This window comes from Frankia sp. AgB1.9 (assembly GCF_016786355.1).
Classification (GTDB): domain Bacteria; phylum Actinomycetota; class Actinomycetes; order Frankiales; family Frankiaceae; genus Pseudofrankia.
On record NZ_JADWYX010000119.1, the window covers coordinates 1 to 20686 of the forward strand.

Annotated in this window: 17 protein-coding genes and 1 pseudogene; 9 read left to right on the top strand and 9 right to left on the bottom strand. The window is 73.0% G+C overall.

Going from position 1 to position 20686, the window contains the following annotated elements; genetic code table 11:
* From I6A60_RS42225 to I6A60_RS33230, 3 genes and pseudogenes are all read right to left on the bottom strand, one after another.
* Positions 1-289 (bottom strand): annotated as a pseudogene (locus I6A60_RS42225) (hypothetical protein); the annotation flags it as partial.
* Entirely contained in the window at positions 286-1947 is a 1662-nt protein-coding gene (locus I6A60_RS33225; protein WP_203019441.1) for an ABC transporter permease subunit, read from the bottom strand. The gene I6A60_RS33225 and the pseudogene I6A60_RS42225, both read right to left, overlap by 4 nt.
* Complete coding sequence (locus I6A60_RS33230; RefSeq protein WP_203042634.1) at positions 1944-2927, bottom strand: ABC transporter ATP-binding protein; 984 nt, start codon at positions 2925-2927, stop codon at positions 1944-1946. Before I6A60_RS33230 ends, I6A60_RS33225 begins: the two co-directional genes overlap by 4 nt.
* A gap of 149 nt (positions 2928-3076) precedes the next feature.
* Here I6A60_RS33230 and I6A60_RS33235 point away from each other — a divergent pair, with 149 nt between their 5' ends.
* The gene (locus tag I6A60_RS33235; protein ID WP_203019430.1) at positions 3077-4234 is read left to right on the top strand and encodes a HAMP domain-containing sensor histidine kinase; all 1158 of its coding nucleotides are present in this window, start codon (positions 3077-3079) and stop codon (positions 4232-4234) included.
* The gene (locus I6A60_RS33240) at positions 4231-4917 is read left to right on the top strand and encodes a response regulator transcription factor (protein WP_203019428.1); all 687 of its coding nucleotides are present in this window, start codon (positions 4231-4233) and stop codon (positions 4915-4917) included. Before I6A60_RS33235 ends, I6A60_RS33240 begins: the two co-directional genes overlap by 4 nt.
* On the opposite strand, the gene I6A60_RS33245 is transcribed toward I6A60_RS33240, so the two are convergent.
* Positions 4899-6164, bottom strand: a complete 1266-nt coding sequence (locus tag I6A60_RS33245; protein ID WP_374113467.1) for an FAD-binding protein — start codon at positions 6162-6164, stop codon at positions 4899-4901. The two genes, I6A60_RS33240 and I6A60_RS33245, sit on opposite strands and share 19 nt — an antisense overlap.
* Positions 6165-6236: 72 nt before the next feature.
* Positions 6237-6875, bottom strand: a complete 639-nt coding sequence (locus tag I6A60_RS33250) for a TetR family transcriptional regulator (RefSeq protein ID WP_203019424.1) — start codon at positions 6873-6875, stop codon at positions 6237-6239.
* 64 nt (positions 6876-6939) lie between these two features.
* Here I6A60_RS33250 and I6A60_RS33255 point away from each other — a divergent pair, with 64 nt between their 5' ends.
* Together I6A60_RS33255 and I6A60_RS33260 are read left to right on the top strand one after the other, a co-directional pair.
* Positions 6940-8451, top strand: a complete 1512-nt coding sequence (locus I6A60_RS33255; protein WP_203019422.1) for an MFS transporter — start codon at positions 6940-6942, stop codon at positions 8449-8451.
* A 70-nt stretch (positions 8452-8521) separates the two neighbouring features.
* A complete protein-coding gene (locus tag I6A60_RS33260; protein WP_203019420.1) occupies positions 8522-8968 on the top strand; it encodes a TIGR03618 family F420-dependent PPOX class oxidoreductase in 447 nt (148 codons plus the stop codon).
* A gap of 12 nt (positions 8969-8980) precedes the next feature.
* Here I6A60_RS33260 and I6A60_RS33265 read toward each other — a convergent pair whose 3' ends face one another.
* The gene (locus tag I6A60_RS33265; protein ID WP_307873991.1) at positions 8981-9775 is read right to left on the bottom strand and encodes an SDR family oxidoreductase; all 795 of its coding nucleotides are present in this window, start codon (positions 9773-9775) and stop codon (positions 8981-8983) included.
* 44 nt (positions 9776-9819) lie between these two features.
* Positions 9820-10530: a TetR/AcrR family transcriptional regulator gene (locus I6A60_RS33270; protein ID WP_203019411.1), complete on the bottom strand. Its 711-nt coding sequence runs from the start codon at positions 10528-10530 to the stop codon at positions 9820-9822.
* Between the two features lie 429 nt (positions 10531-10959).
* Between I6A60_RS33270 and I6A60_RS33275 the strand changes: the two genes are divergently transcribed.
* The 5 genes from I6A60_RS33275 to I6A60_RS33295 all read left to right on the top strand — a co-directional run bounded on the left by I6A60_RS33275 (position 10960) and on the right by I6A60_RS33295 (position 18945).
* Complete coding sequence (locus I6A60_RS33275) at positions 10960-11922, top strand: ATP-binding cassette domain-containing protein (RefSeq protein ID WP_203019409.1); 963 nt, start codon at positions 10960-10962, stop codon at positions 11920-11922.
* Complete coding sequence (locus I6A60_RS33280) at positions 11919-12752, top strand: ABC transporter permease (RefSeq protein ID WP_203019407.1); 834 nt, start codon at positions 11919-11921, stop codon at positions 12750-12752. Before I6A60_RS33275 ends, I6A60_RS33280 begins: the two co-directional genes overlap by 4 nt.
* A 48-nt stretch (positions 12753-12800) precedes the next feature.
* Positions 12801-14189 (top strand): sensor histidine kinase, encoded by a 1389-nt coding sequence (locus I6A60_RS43770; RefSeq protein WP_203019405.1) that lies wholly within the window; start codon positions 12801-12803, stop codon positions 14187-14189.
* Positions 14189-14932, top strand: a complete 744-nt coding sequence (locus I6A60_RS33290; protein ID WP_203019403.1) for a response regulator transcription factor — start codon at positions 14189-14191, stop codon at positions 14930-14932. The genes I6A60_RS43770 and I6A60_RS33290 overlap by 1 nt, the downstream gene beginning before the upstream one ends.
* Positions 14933-15228: 296 nt before the next feature.
* A complete protein-coding gene (locus tag I6A60_RS33295) occupies positions 15229-18945 on the top strand; it encodes an NACHT domain-containing NTPase (RefSeq protein ID WP_203019401.1) in 3717 nt (1238 codons plus the stop codon).
* A gap of 26 nt (positions 18946-18971) precedes the next feature.
* Here the strand turns inward: I6A60_RS33295 and I6A60_RS33300 are convergent, their stop codons facing one another.
* Together I6A60_RS33300 and I6A60_RS33305 are read right to left on the bottom strand one after the other, a co-directional pair.
* A complete protein-coding gene (locus I6A60_RS33300) occupies positions 18972-19667 on the bottom strand; it encodes a 2'-5' RNA ligase family protein (protein WP_203019399.1) in 696 nt (231 codons plus the stop codon).
* A 23-nt stretch (positions 19668-19690) separates the two neighbouring features.
* The gene (locus I6A60_RS33305; protein ID WP_203019397.1) at positions 19691-20605 is read right to left on the bottom strand and encodes an SDR family NAD(P)-dependent oxidoreductase; all 915 of its coding nucleotides are present in this window, start codon (positions 20603-20605) and stop codon (positions 19691-19693) included.
* Between the last annotated feature and the right edge of the window lie 81 nt (positions 20606-20686).

Here is a 20686-nt window from a genome sequence, read left to right on the forward strand (position 1 = left end):
CCCGGCACACGACCACAGCGCTGCTGCTGGCGCGTGTCGAGAAGGACCCTGACTCGGAGTACCTCGACGTCGGCGGCCCCCCGTTCAGCGCCGCCGAGGTCGCCCCGGCCGCGGCCCCCCGCGGGGCGGCGGGGGGGGGGCGGGGGGGGGGGGCCCCCCCGACGGCGGCCCCGAGCAGCCAGGCCGGGCCGGCGACGGTGCGCTGCTTGGTCCACTCGGCGCGCAGCGCTCGCCGCGCGGCCAGCGCTGGTCCGCGCTGGCCGGTGCCGGTCAGGGCCGGCGCCGTCATGCGTCCCGCCGGCGCAGCAGGACGTGGGCCCCCACCAGCGCGACCACCGTCCAGGCGCACAGCACGGCGAAGCCGGCCCACGGCCCGAGCGGGAAGTAGGTCGGCGGCGCGTAGTCGGACGTCACCTGGGCGTAGCGCGGAAGGCTCTGCTGGATGGCGAAGCCCGCCGCCGGGGTGACCCGCAGGACCCACTCGGCGCCGCTCACCGGCAGCACCGACGACACGCTCAGGAGATAGGGCAGCACGATGCCGACGATGACCGCGGCCACCGCGCCGGCACCCCGGCGCAGGATCACCCCGACGGCGACGGCGAGCACGGCGCAGACCGCGAGCAGCGCTGCGGTCCCGACGATGACCCGCGCCTCGGTCAGCCAGCTCACCGGCAGCAGGTAGGCGCCCTGGTTGCGCGAGATCCGGCTGCCGACCGGGACCGCGACGGCGGCCGCGGCCAGGCCGGCCACGAACGCCACCGCGGCGACCACGAGCGCCTTGGCCGCCAGCACCTGCCCTCGGCGCGGCACCGCGGCCAGCGTGACGCGGACCAGGCCGCGACGGTACTCGGCCGTGCCGACCATCGCGGCGACCACGACCAGCACGAGCAGCCCGACGAAGGTGCCCATCAGGTGGTCCTCGATGGTGGCCGTCGCGCCTGGGCCGCCGGGGACGACGGGGGCGATGTCGCCGGTGCCGGTCACGGTGGCCTGGTCGACGCCGGTCTGGCGGAAGGCCATCGTGCCGTCGACCGGCTCCGGAGCCGGTCCGCCAGGGCGAGCGGCCGGGGCCTGACCTTGACCTGGCCCGCCGGTGTCCCCGACCCCGCTGGCGGTCCAGGCCGCGCCGGCCGGCGTGCCGGTGAGCCTGATGTGGTCGAAGGTTCCGGTCGCCGTGGAGGGGCCGCCGGTCCCCGAGCTGCCGCCGAAGAACTGGGTCACCTCGACGTGCTCGGGCGAGGCGGCGAACAGCCCGATCTGGACGGTCGCCGGGAGGCCGGCGAGGTGGGCGGTGGCGACCTTGGTCCAGGAGACGCCGTCGGCCGAGTCGTAGCCGGTGATGTCGTCGCCGGAGCGGGTGAGCCGAAGCCAGTGCGGGGAGGCCGTCGACACCGTCCCTGGCAGGCCGGCCACGTCGTGGGTGTAGTTCCACTGCATCCGGGTGCCGTGGCTCCCGGTGTTCGCCATCGCCGCGTAGGCCGAGCCCTGGACCAGGCTCGCCTTGAGGATGATCCCCACCTTGGACCACGGCTGGGCCTCGTCGACGCCGGTGGCCTGGACGTCCCCGGCCGAGCCGGCGGCCTGGGCGGGGCCGCCGGTCGAGTAGTGGCCGGTCAGCGACGTGGCCCGGACGGTGATGGAGCCGTCGCCGGTGAGCGGCTGGCGGGCGAAGAGGAAGGTGTCGGTGACGGCCTGCCCGCCCGGCCCGGTCGGCAGCGCCCGGTAGCAGGCCTTGCCTGACAGGTTCTGGCCGCAGCCGATGCTCATCCCGCCGGCGGCGAACAGCCCGAACACGTCGATCAGCACGGCGGCGATGACGACGGCGATGACCCAGCCGCGCAGGGTGCGGAACTTGGTCCACTCGGCGTGCAGCACCGAGCCGAAGCCGGCCCGGCCGGTGGGCGCGCCGGGCCCGTCGAGCCGCGGCGGCAGCGTGGTGGCCGTCATCGGACCGCGTCCTTCGCCTGCGCGCCGTCGACCGCCGGTCCGGTGCCGGACCCCGGCGGCGCGGCGGCGGGGCGGGCGGCGTACTCGACGGCGTCGCTGGTGAGGTCCAGGTAGGCCCGTTCGAGGCTGACCTGCTCGGCCGCGACCTCGGCGAACGGCACGCCGGCCGCGCCCAGGATGGCGACGACCTCGGCAGCCGGCACGCCGGAGATGGTCAGGCTCTGGGGGCTGGTCATGACGACGGTGCCACCGGCCCGTTCCAGCGCCGTCGCCGCGGCCGGCGCCGCGCTCGTGCGCAACCGGACCCGGTCGCCCGCGGCGGCCGCGAGAAGCGCCGCGGTGGACGTGTCCGCGATCAGCCGGCCGCGTCCGACGATGAGGAGATGATCGGCGGTGTCCTGCAGCTCGCTCATCAGGTGGCTGGAGACCAGCACCGTTCGGTCGCCGTCGGCCAGGGACCGCAGGAAGCCGCGCATCCACACGATGCCCTGCGGGTCCATGCCGTTGAACGGTTCGTCGAACATCAGCACCGGCGGGTCACCGAGCAGCGCGGCGGCGATCCCGAGCCGCTGGCGCATCCCGAGCGAGTAGCCGCCGGCCTTGCGCCGGGCCGCGCCCGCGAGGCCGACGATGTCGAGCACCTCGTCGACGCGGCGGCGACCGAGCCCCTGCGAGTGCGCCAGCCACAACAGGTGGTTGCGGGCGGAGCGGCCCGGCTGCGGCGCCGCCGCGTCGAGCAGCGCGCCGACCCAGCCGAGCGGGCGGGGCAGCGTCGCGTACCGCCGGCCGCCGACCAGCGCGGTGCCGGCGTCGGGCGTGTCCAGGCCGAGGACGACCCGCATCGTCGTGGACTTGCCGGCCCCGTTCGGCCCGACGAACCCGGTGACCCGGCCCGGTGACACCGTGAACGTCATCCCGTCCAGGGCCATCGTCCCGCCGAACCGTTTGTGCAGACCGTCGACCTCGATGCTTGTTCCCATCGGTCCCCTCCTGTGGCGTGCCATTGGTGGCAGCACCGGTTTCTAGGGATCGGGCGCTGACAGGGACCGAACGGCGGCCGTTATTTCGTTGTTAGGCCCGGCCGGGCACCCTGGAAGGTCAGGGCCCGCGATGGCTGAAGGAGGGGACTGTGATCAAGGTGCGTCGGACCGTCCGGATGCGGCTGACGGTGCTGTACAGCGTGCTGTTCGTGATCTCCTCCGTGGTGTTGCTGGGGATCACCAACGGGGTTGGGTCGACGTCGGTCTCCTCCGCCGCCGTGGCCACCCGTCCGGACCCGTTCAGCCCGCCGGTCGGGTCGGAGGCGCGCCATATCTCGGTGTCCCATGGCTACCTGCTCGGGTCGCTGATCGCGCTGGGGGTGATGGCGGTCGCGTCCGTCGTGGTCGGCTGGTTCGCCGCCGGACGGGCGCTACGACCGCTGCGGGCGATGACGGCGGCCACCCGGCGGATCTCCGCGGACAGCCTGCACGAGCGGCTCGCGATGCAGGGCCCAAAGGACGAGCTCAAGGACCTCTCGGACACCATCGACGACCTGCTGGGACGCCTGGACGGGGCGTTCGGGGCGCAGCGCCGGTTCGTCGCGAACGCGTCGCACGAGCTGCGCACCCCGCTGGCGACCGTCCGGGCGCTGGTCGACGTCGCCGCGGCCAAGCCGGGCCCGGTGCCAGTCGAGACGATCACCCTGGCCGACCGGGTGCGCGTCGAGCTGGACCGGGTGGACGAGCTGCTCGACGGCCTCCTGGCCCTCGCCCGTGGGCAGCACGGGGCGCTGCCCGACCGGGCGGTCATCGCCCTCGACCAGGCCGTCTCGACCCGGCTCGGCCCCCGCGCGGACCAGCTCGCCAGCCGGGGTATCCGACTGCACCGGGTGCACAGCCTCGACCCGACCTGGATCGTGGCCAGTCAGCCGCTGCTGACCCGGATGATCGACAACCTGCTCGACAACGCGATCCTGCACAACCACGACGGCGGCTGGATCCGGGTCGCCACGGCGGTGTCCGGGTCGACGGCGCGCCTCGTCGTCGAGAACGGCGGTGACGTGCTGGCCCAGGAGGAGGTCGCCGAGCTGGGTCGGCCCTTCCGCCGGCTCGGGGTGGAGCGCACCGGGTCGGACACGGCCGGCGCCGGGCTGGGCCTGTCGATCGTGGCGGCCATCGCCGAGGCCCATGGCGGCTCGCTCGACCTGCGGGCGCGTGCCGACGGCGGCCTGCGGGTCACCGTCGCGCTGCCCCGGGCGGCGGCCTCGGGCGCGGCGGACGCGGCGGCGCCGGGGGTCGTGGCGTGAGGGTCCTGGTCGTCGAGGACGCGCGCCGCCTCGCCGCCGTCCTGGTCGAGGGGCTGCGTGACCAGGCGATCGCGGCCGACGTCGCGCACGACGGCCTGGAGGCCGCGGCCAAGCTGGCGATCAACAGCTACGACGTCGTCGTCCTCGACCGTGACCTGCCCGGCATCCACGGGGACACGCTCTGTCAGATGATCGCCGGGCGGGACGACCGGGTCATGGTGCTCATGCTCACCGCCGCGGACGCCCCGGTCGACCGGGTCAGCGGGCTCTCGCTCGGCGCCGACGACTACCTGACCAAGCCGTTCCACTTCCCGGAGCTGGTGCTGCGGATTCGCGCGCTCGCCCGCCGCCGCCCCGCCGCCGCGCCGGCGACGCTGCGGGCCGTGGGCGTCGAGCTCGACACGATCCGCCGGACCGTCACCCGGGACGGCCGGCCGCTGGACCTGTCCGCCAAGGAGTTCGCCGTGCTGGAGGCGCTGTTGCGGGCCAGCCCGGCGCATCTCAGCGCCGAGGACCTCCTCGAACAGGTATGGGACGAGCACGCCGACCCGTTCACGAACACCGTTCTGGTCACGATCGGCCGGCTGCGCCGCAAGCTCGGCGAGCCACCGGTCATCGCCACGACGCCCCGGGTCGGTTACCGGATCGCCGCCGGTGACGCTGGTCAGGCCGCTGGCAGGTAGGTGTCGAGGTACTGGTTACGGAAGACCGCCTCCGGGTCCCGGCGGGCGGCGAGAGCGAGGAACTCCGCCGCACGGGGGTAGCCGGCCCGGACCGCCGCTGGGGGTAGCGAGAACACCTTTCCCCAGTGGGGAACGGGGCTGAAAGGCGCCAGCGCGCGCTCGACGGCGGCAATGGCTGGCATCACCGTGGCCTCGGCGGAGAGCCAGGTGAAGTGCAGGGCCATGACGTCGCGCTGGAAGGCCGGGCTGAGCCACAGGGTGTCGGCGGCGACGGTCCGGATCTCGCTGATCTGCAGGGCCGGACGGACGACGGCACCGATCGCGAAGAGAGCGTCGATCGCGGCGGCGGCGTGCTCCCGGGCGACGAAGTACTCGGTCTGCAGCTCGTCCCCGGCGCTGGGCGTGAAGTCCAGCCGGAAATGCGGCAGCCGCTCGTGCCACGGCCCGGGGACGCCGAGCTGCTGGGTCGTGTGCGTCGGGTCGATGCCCGGCACCGGATGCAGCGGGCGGGTGGCGAGCCGGGCGCCAAACCGCTCGGCGGGTGGTTCGGCGTCGCCTTCGGGCCCGTCGACCCGTTGCTTGAGCCAGAGCTGGGACGACGCCGGGTCCCAGCCGGTGAAGACACTGACGCTGTAGCTCGCGGCGAAGATCTCCTCGACGGACGCCAGCAGGGTGTCGCGGGTCAGCCCCTCGTAGACGAGCTGGCGGACCTGGAAGCCGGGCACCAGATCGAGCGTCACCGCGACCGTGATGCCGAGGGCGCCGAGGGCGATGACGTGGCCGTCGAAGTCCTCGTCGGCGCCGCGGCGGACCGAGACGAGCTCGCCCGAAGCGGTGACCAGGTCCAGCGCCGCGACCGACGTCGCCAGGCTGCCGTTGCGGTCACCGGAGCCGTGCGTCCCGGTCGCGCAGGCGCCGGCGACCGAGATGTGCGGAAGCGAGCCGAGGTTGCGCAGCGCCCAGCCGTTCGGCGCGAGCTCCCGGGCGAGATCGCCGTACCGGATACCGCCGCTCACCGTCACGGCACCGTCATCGATCCGGATTCGGCGCGGCAGCCGCGCGGTCGAGATCAGCGTTCCGTCCGTGTCGGCGATCCGGCTGAACGAATGTCCGGTGCCCAGAGCCCGTGCCTTCCGAGCACCGGCGACGATCTCCTGGAGTTCCCCGACGGACTCCGGCGCGACGACCCGCTCCGCCCGGAACCGCACGTTCCCGGCCCAGTTCGCCGCCATCGCCGCGTCGCTCACCATCGCCGCCCCCTCCGCCCGACTCCGCGGACGAGTCTGTCACCGGTCGCGCGCTGCCGAGCCGGGGGAGCGTCAACGCCGGCGCGGCACCCCGACCGGCCCGTACAGCACGGCCCGCAGCCCGGGAACGAGGTGGCGGACTAATTCATCAGCCGGCAGGCTGGCGATCGGTTCCAGCGCCAGGACGTAGCGGGCGAAGATGACACCGGCCAGCTGGGTGGTGAAGACGGCCGCGCGGGCCGGGGCGTCGGCGCCGCCGACGTACTCGGCCATCTGCTCGGTCATCTCGCGCTGGACGAGTTCGCGGAACATCCGGGTGAACTCGGGCTCCTGCGCGACCGTCGTCGCGAGGACCCGGAGCCGGGGGCCGTGCACCGGGTCGTCCCAGGTGGTCAGCAGCGTGCGCAGCACCCGTTCCGGCATGGTCGCCCGGTCACCCGGCAGCGCCGCCCGCAGCAGCTCGGCCGGGTTCGCGGCCAGGCCCAGCGCCGCGCCGAACAGGCCCCGCTTGGAGCCGAAGAAGTAGCTGATCAGCGCGACGTCGACGCCCGCCTCGGTGGCCACGGATCGCAACGTCACCGCCCGGTACCCGTCAGCCAGGAACCGCCGGCGCGCGATCTCCAGCACGCGCCCACGGGTGTCCGGGCTGCCCGTCCGCCGGCCGCGCGTGCGCGCCGCGCCCTCGGTCACGTCGCCATTATTCATCAGCATTGAAATAGCTGTCGCCTGGGTGTCACCTTCATCGCTGTCAGCACTCCGCAGCGGAAGGTCCACCATGAGCACCACCCTTACAGCCACACCCGCCACGTCGAGCGGGGAGCCGGACGGTGTGCCCCGCGCCGTGCTCCCCGTCGTCATGCTCGCGTTGTTCACGGTCGTCGCCGCGGTCGCGTCGCTGAACGTGGCGCTGCCGTCGATCGCTCGGGACACCCACGCGACCCAGACCCAGCTGTCCTGGATCATCGACGGCTACGCCCTGCCGTTCGCGGCGCTGCTCCTGCTCGGCGGCGCCGTCGGCGACCGGTACGGCCGGCGGCGCGCCCTGATCGCGGGCCTGGCGGTCTTCGCCGTGGGCTCGGCCGTCGCGATGACGGTCCACGACCCGCATTGGCTCATCGCGATGCGGGCCGTGCTCGGCCTCGGCGCCGCGCTGGTCATGCCTGCGACGCTCTCGACGATCACCGCGACCTTCCCGCGCGAGCAGCGGGCCCGCGCGGTCGGGGCCTGGGCCGGGGTCGCCGGGGCGGGCGCGATCGTCGGGGTGCTCTCGTCCGGCCTGCTGCTGGAGCAGTGGTCCTGGCGGGCGGTGTTCGGGCTGAACGTCGTGCTCGCGGTGGTCGCCGTGGCCGCGACGGTGCGGGTGATCCCCGAGTCGGCCGACCCCGCGGTCGGGCGGCTGGACTTCGTCGGCGCCCTGCTGACTGTCGCGGGCCTGCTGCTGGCCGTCTACTCGATCATCGAGGCGCCGACCGCGGGCTGGGGCAGCGCGCGCACGCTCGTGGGCCTCGCGGCCGGGGTGGTCGTGCTCGCCGGCTTCATCGGCTGGGAGCTGCGCCACGCGAACCCGTTGCTCGACCCGCGGCTGTTCGGCAACCGGGGGTTCGCACTGGGGGCGCTGTCGATCACCTGCCAGTTCTTCGCGTTCTTCGGGTTCATCTTCGTCGTGCTGCAGTACCTCCAGCTGGTGCGTGGGGACAGCCCGCTGGTCGCGGCGGTCAGCCTCGTCCCGATGGCGGCCGCGATCGGGCTGGGGGCGCGTGGGCTCGCGCCGCGGCTGGTCGGCCGGCTGGGCACCCGCGTGGTCTGCGTGGCCGGGCTGGCACTGGTGGCGGCCGGCCTGCTGGTGCTGTCCCGGGTCGGCGTCTCCAGCGGCTACGGGCTGCTGCTCGGCGGGCTGCTGCCGCTGGGCGTCGGGATGGGCCTGGCGATGACGCCGGCGACGGCGGCCATCACCGACGCGCTGCCGGCGGCCAAGCAGGGCGTCGGTTCGGCGATGAACGACCTGTCCCGCGAGCTTGGCGGCGCCCTCGGCATCGCCGTGCTGGGCAGCCTGCTGCAGTCGACCTACCGGGCCCACCTGCACCTGAGCGGGCTGCCGGCCCCGCTCGCCGACCACGCGCGCTCCTCGCTGGCGCTGGCCACGATGCTCGGCCCCGACGTGGCGCACCGGGCTCAGGCCGCGTACGTCGACGGCATGCACGCGGCCTTCCTCTGCGGGGCCGCGGTGATCGTCGTCGCCGCCGTCGCGGTCGCCGTCTTCCAGCGTCCGGCCGGCTCGCCCAGGTAGGACTTTCGCGGGGAGCCCGGTGGTTGCCAGCTGACGGGAATCCGGGAATCGATCTGGATGGGTGGGCCGAATGACGACGATTGAAGAGCTTGCGGCGCTGGGCCGCGCGGAGCAGGGCCTGGCGGTCGTGTCGACGGTGCGGGCGGACCAGACGATCCAGTCGTCGGTCGTGAACGTCGGGGTGCTGCCCCATCCGCTCACCGGGACGCAGGTGCTCGGGTTCGTCACCTACGGCCCGGTGAAGCTGGCCAACCTGCGGGCCCGGCCCCAGGTGACCGCGACCATCCGCTCCGGCTGGCAGTGGGCCGCGCTGGAGGGGACCGCCCAGCTCATCGGCCCCGACGACCCGCACCCGGACATCGACGCCGAACGGCTTCGGTTGCTGCTGCGCGAGGTGTTCACCGCCGCGGGCGGCACTCACGACGACTGGGACACCTACGACCGCGTGATGGCCGAACAGCGCCGGGCCGCCGTCCTCATCGAGCCCAGCCGGGTCTACAGCAACAAGACCAGCTAGCGACAAGACCAGCTAGAGGTGGAAGCCGCCGTCGACGTCGAGCATGTGGCCGGTGACGTAGGCGGCCCGCGGGGAGGCCAGGAAGCAGACCGCCTCCGCGACGTCCGCGGCGGTGCCGAACCGGCGCAGCGGGATGTTGCGGCGGGCGGCCTCCAGCCCCCCGTTGTCGTAGGCGCCGGAGCGGATCAGGCGGTCGGCCATGCCGTCGGTCAGCATGCCGGGGCCGACACAGTTCAGCCGGACGCCGTAGCGGCCCTCCTCGGCGGCGAACGCCCGGACGACCGCTTCGACCGCGCCCTTCGGCCCGGCGGACAGGCCGTCGCGGACCGGGTAACGGCGGGTCGCGGCGGTGGTGACCGCGACGACGCTGCCCCGCGACGCCCGCAGCAGCGGCAGCGCGGGGTGGATCAGGTTGTAGAACGTGACCACCTCGCCCTCGACCTGCCGGCGGAAGTCGGCCGGGGGCACCGTCGACAGGTGCCGCTGGGGGACGTGCGGCCCGGACGCGACGACCACCGTGTGCAGGGCGCCGAACCGGTCGGCCACCTCGGTCAGGAAGGCCGCGGCGGCGGCCTCGTCCTCCAGGGCGAGCTGGCGGGCCAGCCCGCGGCGACCGGCCGCCTCGACCGCGGCCACGGTCGCGCCCGCCGCGTCGGGGTTGCGGTGGTAGGTCAGGACGACGTCGCTACCGAGCTCGGCGAGCCGCCGGCAGACCGCGGCCCCGATCCCACCGCTCCCGCCGGCGACGACCGCCACCCCGGGCAACTTCGCGAAGTCCAGGTCAGCCACGGTGGCGTCAACGAGCACGAACGAGAACAGGTTCCAGAAATCTGCCGCGAAGTTGGGTGGCGTCAGGACAGATAGAGAGTCAGTGCCTCGATGAGCCCGGTACGGGCCGCGGAGACGTCGGTGTAGCTGCTCAGCCCGCCGATGTCGTGCAGGCCGAGGATCGCGCCGGGCATGAGGAAGCGGACCTTGGCCAGGCGCTCCCTCGGGACGGTCAGCCCGTCGAACGCGTGGTCCCAGACCTTGGCCCACCGGGTGTCCCAGGCGGCCAGCGCGGCGGCGGTGCGCGGGTAGTCCCGTTCGACCACGGCCGCGTCGCGTGGCAGGAACAGGCGCAGTGTGTTCACCGCGCGGGCGCTGGGCGAGTCCAGCGAGTTCCAGACCAGGTCGACGATCGCCTCCAGCCGCGCCGCCAGCGGCAGGCCGGCCAGCCGGTCCAGGGTCGGGTGGAAGCTCGGACGGAAGGACACGTGCTCGATGACGGCCGCCCAGACGCCGTCGGCCTCGCCGAACTGATGCTGGATCGTCCCCCAGGTGACGCCGGCCTCCCGGGCGATCAGATTCGCGCTGACGACGTCCGGCCCGCCGGCGGCGAGCAGGTCGACGGCGACCTCCAGGATGCGGCCCCGGGTCGCGAGTCCCCGCCGGTTCAACCGGGTTCCCTTGGCGCTCAGGCCCGCCGCTCCCAGGAAGCTCGCGGGCGGCGCCTTGGCGGTCGTTGTCGGAGCCGACGCCGAGACGACGGCGATCGTGGTGGAGGTGGTCACCTGGCCCATCGAGCGCTCCCTACATCCGAGCGGACGGTGCCGCCGGCGGAGCCCGCGGACCCGCCGCGCGACCGAGTTGGAAGCCTCAGCGTCAGCACGCACTGTCGACGCTGCATCGGCGCACAGGTGGGAACCGGCGGAGTGTTATCGGCTATACGTTACCCCTATGCCACCCTCGGTCGGCATACGGCCCGAAATGTCTAGCTTCTCCAGATCATTCGCCGGGGTCGCGGACGGCAGGAGCGAACGACCCGGTCCAGCCGCCAGGAGGTGCTCCACTGCGCCGCGGTCACGACCGACATACGACCTGCGACGTACCCGACGGGCCCGAACTCTCGTCTTGCGGCTGATGCGCCGTCCACAGCCGAATCCCTAGCGTGGCAGCATGGCCAGCCCGAACCGTCCCGCTGGCCGAACCGGCGTGGCGGGAGAGCGCAGATGATCGAAGTTGACGGGCTGACAAAACGCTACGGCGAGCGGACAGCCGTCGCGGACCTCACCTTCACGGTGCGGCCAGGAAGCGTGACCGGGTTCCTCGGGCCGAACGGCGCCGGCAAGTCCACCACCATGCGCATGATCGCCGGGCTGGACGAGCCGACCGCCGGCACCGTGCGGGTGAACGGCCGGGGCTACCGGTCGGCCAGCGCCCCGATGGCCGAGCTCGGCATCCTGCTGGAGGCCCGCGCGGTCCACACCAGCCGCTCGGCCTACAACCACCTGCTCGCCCTCGCCCAGACGAACGGGATTCCCCGCCGCCGCGTCGACGAGGTCATCGACCTGGTCGGCCTGCGCGAGGTCGCCAGGAAACGGGTCGGTGGGTTCTCGCTCGGCATGGGCCAGCGCCTCGGCGTCGCGTCCGCCCTGCTCGGCGACCCCCGGACGGTCGTGCTGGACGAACCCGTCAACGGCCTCGACCCCGAGGGCATCCGCTGGGTCCGCACGCTGCTGAAGTCGCTCGCGGCCGAGGGGCGGACCATCTTCGTCTCCTCCCACCTGATGAGCGAGATGGCGCTGACGGCCGAGCGGCTGATCGTGATCGGCCGGGGACGGCTGCTCGCGGACACGACCGTCGCCGAGATCGTCGCGCAGGCCTCGGGCTCCGTCGTCCTGGTGCGCTCGCCGCGGGCCGGCGAGCTACGCGACCTGCTGGTCGGGCCGGACGTCACGATCTCCAGCGCCGCCGCCGGCGAGCTGGAGGTCCGGGGACTGTCGGCCGCGCAGATCGGCGACATCGCCTGCGCGCACGGCCTGGCGGTGCACGAGCTGGCCACCCAGCGGGCGTCGCTGGAGGAGGCGTTCATGGAGATGACGGCGGACTCCGTCGAGTACCACGCCCATACCGGCCCGACCCCGGCCACCCCGGCCCGGCGCGAGCCCGTCGCGTCTGGAGAGGCCCGATGACCACCACGACCCTCGCCGAGACGCCCATCGCCGCCGCGCCGCCGTTCCCCGGCATGCGCGTCAGCCAGTCTCGGGTGATCCAGTCCGAGTGGACCAAGTTCCGCTCGCTGCGCTCGACGCTCATCACGCTGGGCGCCGCCGTGGCGCTCACCGTCGGCCTCGCGGCCCTGTTCTGCGCCGTCATCGCCAACCACTGGGACCGCCTCGAACCGGCCCGCAAGCTCACGTTCGACGCCACCGAGGCGAGCCTGCGTGGCGTGACGATCGCGCAGCTCGCCGTCGGGGTGCTCGGCGTGCTGCTGGTCTCCGGCGAGTACGCGACCGGCATGATCCGGGCCTCGCTGACCGTCGTGCCGAAGCGGCTGCCGGTCCTCTGGGCCAAGATGACCGTCTTCACGGTCGTCGTCGGCGTCACGTCGGTGGTCGCGACGCTCGTCGCGTTCTTCGTCGGCCAGTCGTTGCTGGCCAGCAAGCACCTCAACGTGGCGTTCTCGCACCCGCACACCGCCCGGATGGTGCTCGGCGCGGCGGTCTACCTGCTGCTGGTGGGCCTGACCGGGATGGCGTTCGGCGGGCTGTTCCGCAACACCGCGGCCGGCATCTCCAGCCTGGTCGCGCTGTACTTCGTCATCCCGCCGCTGTTCGAGCTGCTCCCCTCCAGCTGGGCGACGAACATCAGCCCGTACCTGCCGTCCAACGCCGGAGCGGCGTTCTGGCAGCGGGCGGACCCGAGCCTGCTCTCGCCGGGCGACGGCTTCCTGGTGATCCTCGCCTGGACGGCCGTCGCCGTGGCGCTCGCGGCGGTCCGGCTCAAGCGGGCCGACGCCTAGTCTCGAAACGTCAGGCTGTCCGCCGACGCGACCAGGGAGGCGAGACGAGTGAGCGTGATCTCGCCAGCGAGGGTACGAGCGATCAGGGCGAGGACCGGGCAGGCCCTTCCCTGGGCGGCCTGGCGGGCCCGGCGGCGGGCTGCGCTGCGTGACCTGGTCCAGTCCTTCGACGGCGATCCGTCCCGGAACTACGCCCGCGCCCTCGCGCTGCTGGCGCCCGTGGCCGTGCTGGCGCTCGGCCTGCCGAGCGCCGTGCGCGACTCCCTGCGGTTGGGCCACCCGCTGACCCTGACCGTCTCCCTGACCGTCGCGCTCGCGGCGACGCTGCTGTTCCGCCGCCGGTACCCGTTCACGACCTTCACCGTCGTCTCGGTGATCGCCTTCAGCCAGTGGCTGCTCGACGTCCGGCTGATGGCGGACATCGCGCTGCTCGTCGCGCTCTACACCGTGGCGGCCTGCGGCTCGGTCTGGGCCATCATCGCCGCCGGCGCGGTGATGGAGATCGGCGTCGGGCTGGCGGTCGACCGGTGGGCGGCGGTCGGCATCTGGATCACGGTCTTCGTCCTGCTGTCCGGGATGGTGGTCGCCGCCGGGGTGCTCGGGATCTTCGCGCGGACCCGCACCGCCTACCTCTCGCAGCTGCGCCAGCGAGCCGAGCGCCTGGAGCGGGAACGCGACCAGCAGGCCGAGCTCGCCACGGCCCGGGAACGCGGCCGGATCGCCCGCGAGATGCACGACATCGTCGCCCATCACCTGACCGTCATCGTCGCGCTGTCCGAGGGCGCCGCGGTCGCCGTCGGCGGCTCACCGGAGGCCGCCCGCGACGCGATGAGCACCGTCTCGGCCACCGGCCGCGAGGCGCTGGCCGACACGCGCCGCCTGCTCGGCGTGCTGCGCGGCTACACCCCGGACCCGGCCGAGGCGGCCGAGTCGCCCGGCCTGCCAGCCGGGGAGCAACTCGCGCCCCAACCCGGGCTCGCGAGCCTCGACCCGCTGCTCGACCAGGTCAGGGCAGCGGGCCTGGCCGTGACGCTGACGGTCCGCGGCGACGGCCGGACGTTGCCCGGCGGGCTCCAGCTGGCCGTCTACCGGCTGATCCAGGAGTCGCTGACGAACACCCTCAAGCACGCCGGTCCCGGCAGCGCGGCGCGGGTGACCCTCGACTACCTGCCGGACCGGGTGACGCTCGCCGTCGTCGACGACGGCGCCGAGGACCGCCGGTCCGACGACCCGGCCCCGTCTGACCCAACCCCGCCGGACCAGGGCCCGCCTGAGCAGGGCCATGGCGTCACCGGGATGCGCGAACGGGTCTCGGCCTGGGGCGGCGAGCTGACCTGCGGCCCCCTGCGGCCCCGCGGCTGGCGGGTCACCGCCTGCCTGCCCCGCCCGCCCGTCACCGGCCTGCTTGCCGAGACCGTGCTCCCCGGCGCGGCGTGATGGCGGACCCGAGCGGCCAGGATCTGCCCGGCGGCGCCGAGGCAGCGGCCCCAATCCGCGTGCTGCTCGCCGACGACCAGCCGCTGATCCGGCTGGGATTCCGGATGTTCCTGCGGGCCGAGCCGGGCATCGAGGTCGTCGGCGAGGCCGATGACGGCGCGAGCGCCGTCCGGCTGGCCCGCCAGCTGCGCCCGGACGTCGTCTTCATGGACGTCCGGATGCCCGGCATGGACGGCATCGAGGCGACGGCCGCGATCGTCGCCGCCCGGCTGCCGACCAGGGTGCTGATCCTCACGACGTTCGACCTCGACCAGTACGTCTACGCCGGGCTGCGCGCCGGGGCGAGCGGCTTCCTGCTCAAGGACGCCCGCCCGGCCGAGCTCGCCGCGGCGGCCCACGCGGTGGCCGCGGGCGAGGCCGTCATCGCGCCGAGCGCCACCCGCCGGCTGCTGGAGACGTTCACCCCGCTGCTGCCGACCCCCGAGCAGGCCGACGCCAGGGCCGCCACGCTTGCCGCCCTCACCGACCGCGAGCACGACGTGCTGCTCCTGGTGGCCCAGGCCCGCACGAACCGCGAGATCGCCGACGAGCTGCATGTCTCCGAGGCCACCGTGAAGGTCCACGTCGGTCGGATCCTGGCCAAGCTGGGCCTGCGCGACCGGGTCCAGACCGTCGCCTTCGCCTACGAGACCGGCCTGATCACCCCGGGTGCGGGTCACCGGTCCCGTGGCGCCCAGCGCTGAGTCCGCCGGCCGCTGTCCTCTTTAGGCCAGCGGCCGGGGGGTCGCGCTATTTGGAAAACGGCGCGGGTTCGGGTTGGATTGCATCCCAAAGCGCCTCTAGGCGGTTGTGGCCTGCGTATGGATGCGCTTCCTATCGCTAAGTTGACGCGGCTTGGACGTGAAGCCCGGCTTTCCTGTACGCGGTTCTTTGCGCGTCTGGACCTGCCGCTCGGTCCTGCCCGGCCGCGCCCTATAGTCGGAGCCGTCAGCGCCTGGGCGCGACCGAGCCGTGAAGTGATCAAGGAGGATGCCGGCGGATGGCGGCGAATTACGAGGCGCTTGGCGAGCAGGAATTCCAGCGGCTCTGCCAGGCACTTCTGCTGGCCCCCTATCCAGACCTCCAGTGCATGCCCGTCGCCATGCCGGATGGCGGCCGTGACGCCACCGTCGACCATCCGATCGAGGGAACAATCGTCTTCCAGGTGAAGTTCGCGCGGGCTCCGGAGCGGCTTGACGACGTCGTCGGCTGGGTCTGTGCGGCGATCGACCGGGAACGCCCGAAGGTCGAAGAGCTGGTCCGCCGAGGGGCCCGCCGCTATGTCCTCATGACGAATGTGCGGGGCTCGTCGCATCTCGGCACCGGCTCCATCGACAGGGTGCAGGACCACCTCAAGTCCACGCTTTCGATTCCCGCGCAGTGCCTGTGGCGCGATGATCTCGACCGTCGCCTCGACGGCCAGCCCCAGCTGAAACTTCGGTATCCGGCTCTGCTCGACGGCGTCGACGCCGTGCGGATGGTGTGGGAGTCGGGATTCGCGGGCGATCAGGAACGTCGGCGGCGCAGTGCGCTGGAGGCCTACCTCGCCCACCAGCATGGCGAGGATTCGGGGGTCCGATTCCGGCAGACCGGCCAGGAGCGCGACGATCAGTTGCTGGATATCTTCGTAGACGTCCCGGTCGTGCCACCCAGGCGCCGGGTCGACTCGCTACTGGCCGACTGGTACTACTCGGCGGCCGCCGCGAACGGGGTACCCCGGCCCTTCGATGACGCGCGGCCACGCCACCTCGGCGGCGGAATGACGCCGGAGCTCGGCGCGGAGGCGTACTTCGGGCCCGACGCGCTCGGCGCGGCGAGCCTGCTGCTGGGCCAGAGCGCGCGGGCCTTTCCCTTGTTGGTCGTAGAGGGAGCGCCTGGGCAGGGAAAGTCGACACTGAGCCAGTACCTGGCGCAGGTTCACCGGATCCGCCTGCTGGGCAAGGGAGACGAGGCGGCGAGGATCCCGCCCGCCCACCGGGCCAGCCCCCTGCTCGTTCCCTTCAAACTCGACCTTCGCGATCTCGCGGCCTGGCTGGACCCCGAGGAACGCGACTCTCCTGAACTACGTCGCCCGAGCGACTGGGAACCGACCCTCGAATCGGCGCTGGCCGCGCACGTCCACCGGTTTTCCGGGGGGATGCGGTTCGACGTGGCAGATCTCGACACGGTCATCCGCGACAACCCGACCATCGTGATACTCGACGGCCTGGACGAGGTCGGCAACCCGGCCGCGCGGGAAAGGGTCGTCGCGGCCATCGCCGAGGCGGTGACCCGGCTCGGCGGCAGGCTGTCGGACTTCCGGGTGCTCGTCACGAGCCGGCCGTCCGTGATAGCCCGCGCGGCGGCGCTGCCGCGCTGGCAGTTCCAGTACCTCGCCCTCGGGCCGCTCAGCTACCCGCTCGTCGACGAGTACGCCGAGAAATGGGCCACCGCCAGGCAGCTGTCGGCGCGAGACCTCGCCGAGCAGCGGTCGGTGCTGCGGGAGAAGCTCAACCAGCCGCACATGGTCGAGCTGGCGAAGAACACCATGCAGCTCTCGATCCTGCTCAGCCTGATCTGGGCTATCGGCGCATCGCTCCCCGACAAGCGGACCGAGCTGTACAACGAGTATTTCAAGGTGTTTCTCAACCGTGAGGCGCAGAAAAGCCTGGTCGTTCGCGAGCACCGTGACACACTGATCGACATCCACCGATACCTGGCGTTCCACCTGCACTCGGCCGCGGAATCCAACCAGAACTCGGTCCGGGGGGCCACCGCGGGCCGGATAACGGAGGACGAGCTGCGCGGACTGCTACGGGATTACCTACGGGAGAAGGGAAAGCCGGCCGAGCTCGTCGACGGCATCTTCACCGGGATGATCGAGCGCGTCGTCGCGATCGTCTCGCGCGTCACGGGCACCTACGAGTTCGAGGTCCAGCCGCTGCGCGAGTTCTTCGCCGGCCGGTTCCTCAATGACACCGCGCCGAGCTCGCCGGCTGGCCGGCCGAAGCCCGGCACCAAGCCGGACCGGTTTCTCGCGGTCGCGCCGAACCCGCACTGGTTCAACACCTGCCGGTTCTTCGCCGGCTGCTTCAACAAGGGGGAGCTGGCCGATCTCGCCGAACGCGTCGAGGAGCTCGGCCGGGAGGCCGGCCAGGCCGCCGCGCCGCTCGCCCGGACGGTCGCGGTCGCTCTGTTGCAGGACTGGGTCTTCACGCAGTCGCCGAAGGCGACCGGGCGAATGGTCGACTTCGCGTTCGACGATCTGGGCCTGCGTTGGGCCAGCCTGCCGGCTCCGATCCTGGCCGAGGCCGGCGGCGGTCGCATCCGGCTGACCGGCGAGTGCGGCGGGGGGCAACTCTTCGGCAAGGCCTGGGAACGCCTGCAGAACGAGCCGTTGACCGAGCGGGCTCGTGGCCTGTGCCAGCTGGCCGCCGCGAGTGGGGACTTCCGCACCCTCTGGCTGCACAAGGTCCGGCGGGAGACCGGGTCCGCTCGGACGCGATGGATCGCCTTCGGCGCCTGGGCCGACGTGGTGCGACACCTGGCGACCGCCGACGCGCTGGACCTGTTGGGACCTGAACAGGACAAGGAGTTCTCGGCCAGAGCCTGTTACCTCGTCGGCGCAGGTCTTCCCTATGACGACCTTCCGGCGGCCACCCGCGCCGCCGTGGTGCGGGCCGTGCTCAACTTCGGCGGCCTGAGCCTGGTGAACACGGGCGCGAACCAGCTGATGACCATCGCGAACCTGGCGAACATCGTCCCGGCGTCCGGGATCTTTCGATCCGAGACTGACCGGAAGCCCGACGACGAGTCCGTCGGCGCCACGGTCGCCGCCATCTCGGAGCTGATGGAGTCGTCGGTCGGCGAGTCCTGGTATCACTCGCTCGAACGCTGGCGGTGGCTCGTCGACGCTGTGGACCGGCTGTGCCCGGATACCTGGCTGGCCAGGCGCCTCGCCTTCAGGGCCGCGTCCGAGGTCCGTTCGCGAGCGGAGTCGGGACGCGGCTCGACCGGTCTCTTCAGCGGACCGGGAGGCCTCGTCGACCGGCTGCGGGCCGCGCGCCGTCGGCGCAATCAGGCGTGGTGGTGGGAAGGCCAGTTGGAGGAGGCCCAATCGCAGTTTGACCGGGCGTTGTGGGTCCTGGCCGTGACCGAGTGGTGCTCAGCCGACGCTCTGCGTTCGCTGATCCTGCTGCTCGACCGGGTGGTGACGGGCCTGGACGGCTGGGTGGCGGGTCTCCTGCAGGAAGCGGTTCGGGACCGCGCGCGCCGGGCGCCCGGGCGCCGGATCGAGCATGGCTTCAGCCCGGGGGCCCACCAGAGACTCGCTGCCGACACGGCCATGCTGTTGCACTTCCGCGCGGGGGCGGCGGAGGCGGAGCTGCTGGTCAGGCGCGCCATCGCGGCCGGCCATTGGACGCCTTTCGTGGCGACCAGCATCGCGGACTTCATAGTGCCGCGACTGGGCGAAGTGCCCAAGAACTGGATGAGCGACCTGATCGCCCTCGAAAACCTTGAGCTCAGCGGCGCGCTTCGGGGCGGCGAGACGCTCTGGCCGAAAGCGAGTCCTGCGGAACTTCCCGCCGAGATCGCGGACAAGATCCTGCGCAACCCCTGGGGCTTCTCGTCGACGGCGGTGATCCTCGCCTCGGCGGTCGCGCCCTCCCCGCGGATCGTCGCCGAGATCGCGCAGGAACAGCAGTGGCTGACCGAGCTCTGGACCGACGACCGGTGATCACCAAAGGTCGGACTCCTGTCGGCTCAGGGCCCGGTGTCGAAGGCGGCCAGCAGTTCGGTACCGGCGGCTGAGAGGACCTTGTCGGTGCGGACCAGCTCGACCCGGTGCAGCGGGAACGAGCCGAAACAGGCATTCCGGTGGGCGCGGACGGCCGGCAGGACGGCCGTGAGGTCGGCGCAGCGGAAGCGCACCACGTTGCTGACCGCGATCCGCAGCGGCTCCTGCCGGGGTGGTTCGGAGCCCAGCTCGCGCAGGATCGAGGCGCGCAGCGCGAGCAGGGCTGGAGCCGGCTGGGCGTAGGCCCGGACATAGACCGTGTGGCGCGCGACAGCCAGACCTCGAAGCGTGAACGTGATCGGTGGCGCGTCGGCGACCCGGTCCGCCAGCGTCTCCGCCAGCCGCTCCAGCGGCAGATCCGCGTACCGGTCGAGATTGGCGAGCGTGATGTGCAGGGCGTCGGCCGGATAGAGGTAGTGGCCGTCGGGCCGGGCGGCCGCCGCCGGCAGCGCGGCCGCGCGCACCCGCTCGGCCAGGTCCAAGGGCACCCGGATGACCGTGGTCAGGTACGCCCGCGGCCCTTCCTCGCCCTGCCAGACGCCGACCCTCCCGCGCCGCAGCGCCTGGGCTTCACGGAGGTGCAGGAGCCCGAACCGGCCGTGCTGCGCCAGGTCGCCGCCGGCCAGCCCGCACAGGCGCTCCGCCGTCGACCACCGGTCCACGCGGCGATCGTATGCGGGTCCTCCTACTGGTTTCCCATGGCGAAGCCGGAGGGGGCGGGGGCGCCGTGGAGGGTCCAGCCCGAGCCGGCACGCAGCCAGCCGGCGGAGGCCGCGGTGCCGCCGTCGACGCTCAGCGTGCTGCCGTTGATGTAGGCGGCCCGGTCGGAGCACAGGAACACGGCGGCATCGGCGATCTCGGCGGCGACGCCCTCGCGGCCGAGCGGGATGTACCGCTCGATGCCCTCGACGCGCTCGGCCGGGGGAGCGGGCAGCGTGTCGGGGTCGACGGGGCCGCGCATGATGCCGCGGATGCCGGCGGTCGCGGTGAGGTCGGGGGCGATCGCGTTGATCCGGATGCCGGATTCGGCGAGCTCCAGCGCCATCGTCCGGGTGAAGTTGATCATTCCGGCCTTGCAGGCGGCGTAGACGGCGTACATCGGGGCGGCCCGCATGCCCTCGATGCTGGTGATGTTGACGATGGAGCCGCCGGTCGGCCGCCCGCCGGACGCCTCGGTGCCGGCGGCCACGGTCTGGGCGATCAGCGGGGCCGCCGTCGAGGTCGCGGCGAGCATGCTGACGAGGTTGATGTCGATGTGGCGGCGCCAGCTGCGCTCGCTCTGGTCGAGGAACCGGCTCGCCTTCACGCCGCCGGCGTTGTTCACCAGGATGTCCAGGCGGCCGAACTCGGTGTGGGTGGCGGTGATGGCGTCGGTTAGGGCGGCGGTGTCCATGACGTCCGCCTGGAGTGCCAGCGCCTGGCCGCCTTCCTTCTCGATCAGCTCGACGGTGGCGGCCGCCCGGGTCGGGTCGATCTCGACCAGACCGACCCGGACTCCGGCGGCGGCGAGCCCGCGCGCGATCGCCTGACCGATACCGGCACCGGCACCGGTCACCACCGCCGCCTTGCCCGCCAGCCCGAGATCGAACGTCGCCGTCACCGCACCCACTCCTCACGCTCAGGTCGTCCTCGCGGCCCGCTTCGAGGTCCCGCGGCCGTGGTCACCGGTCCGGGGCCGGGC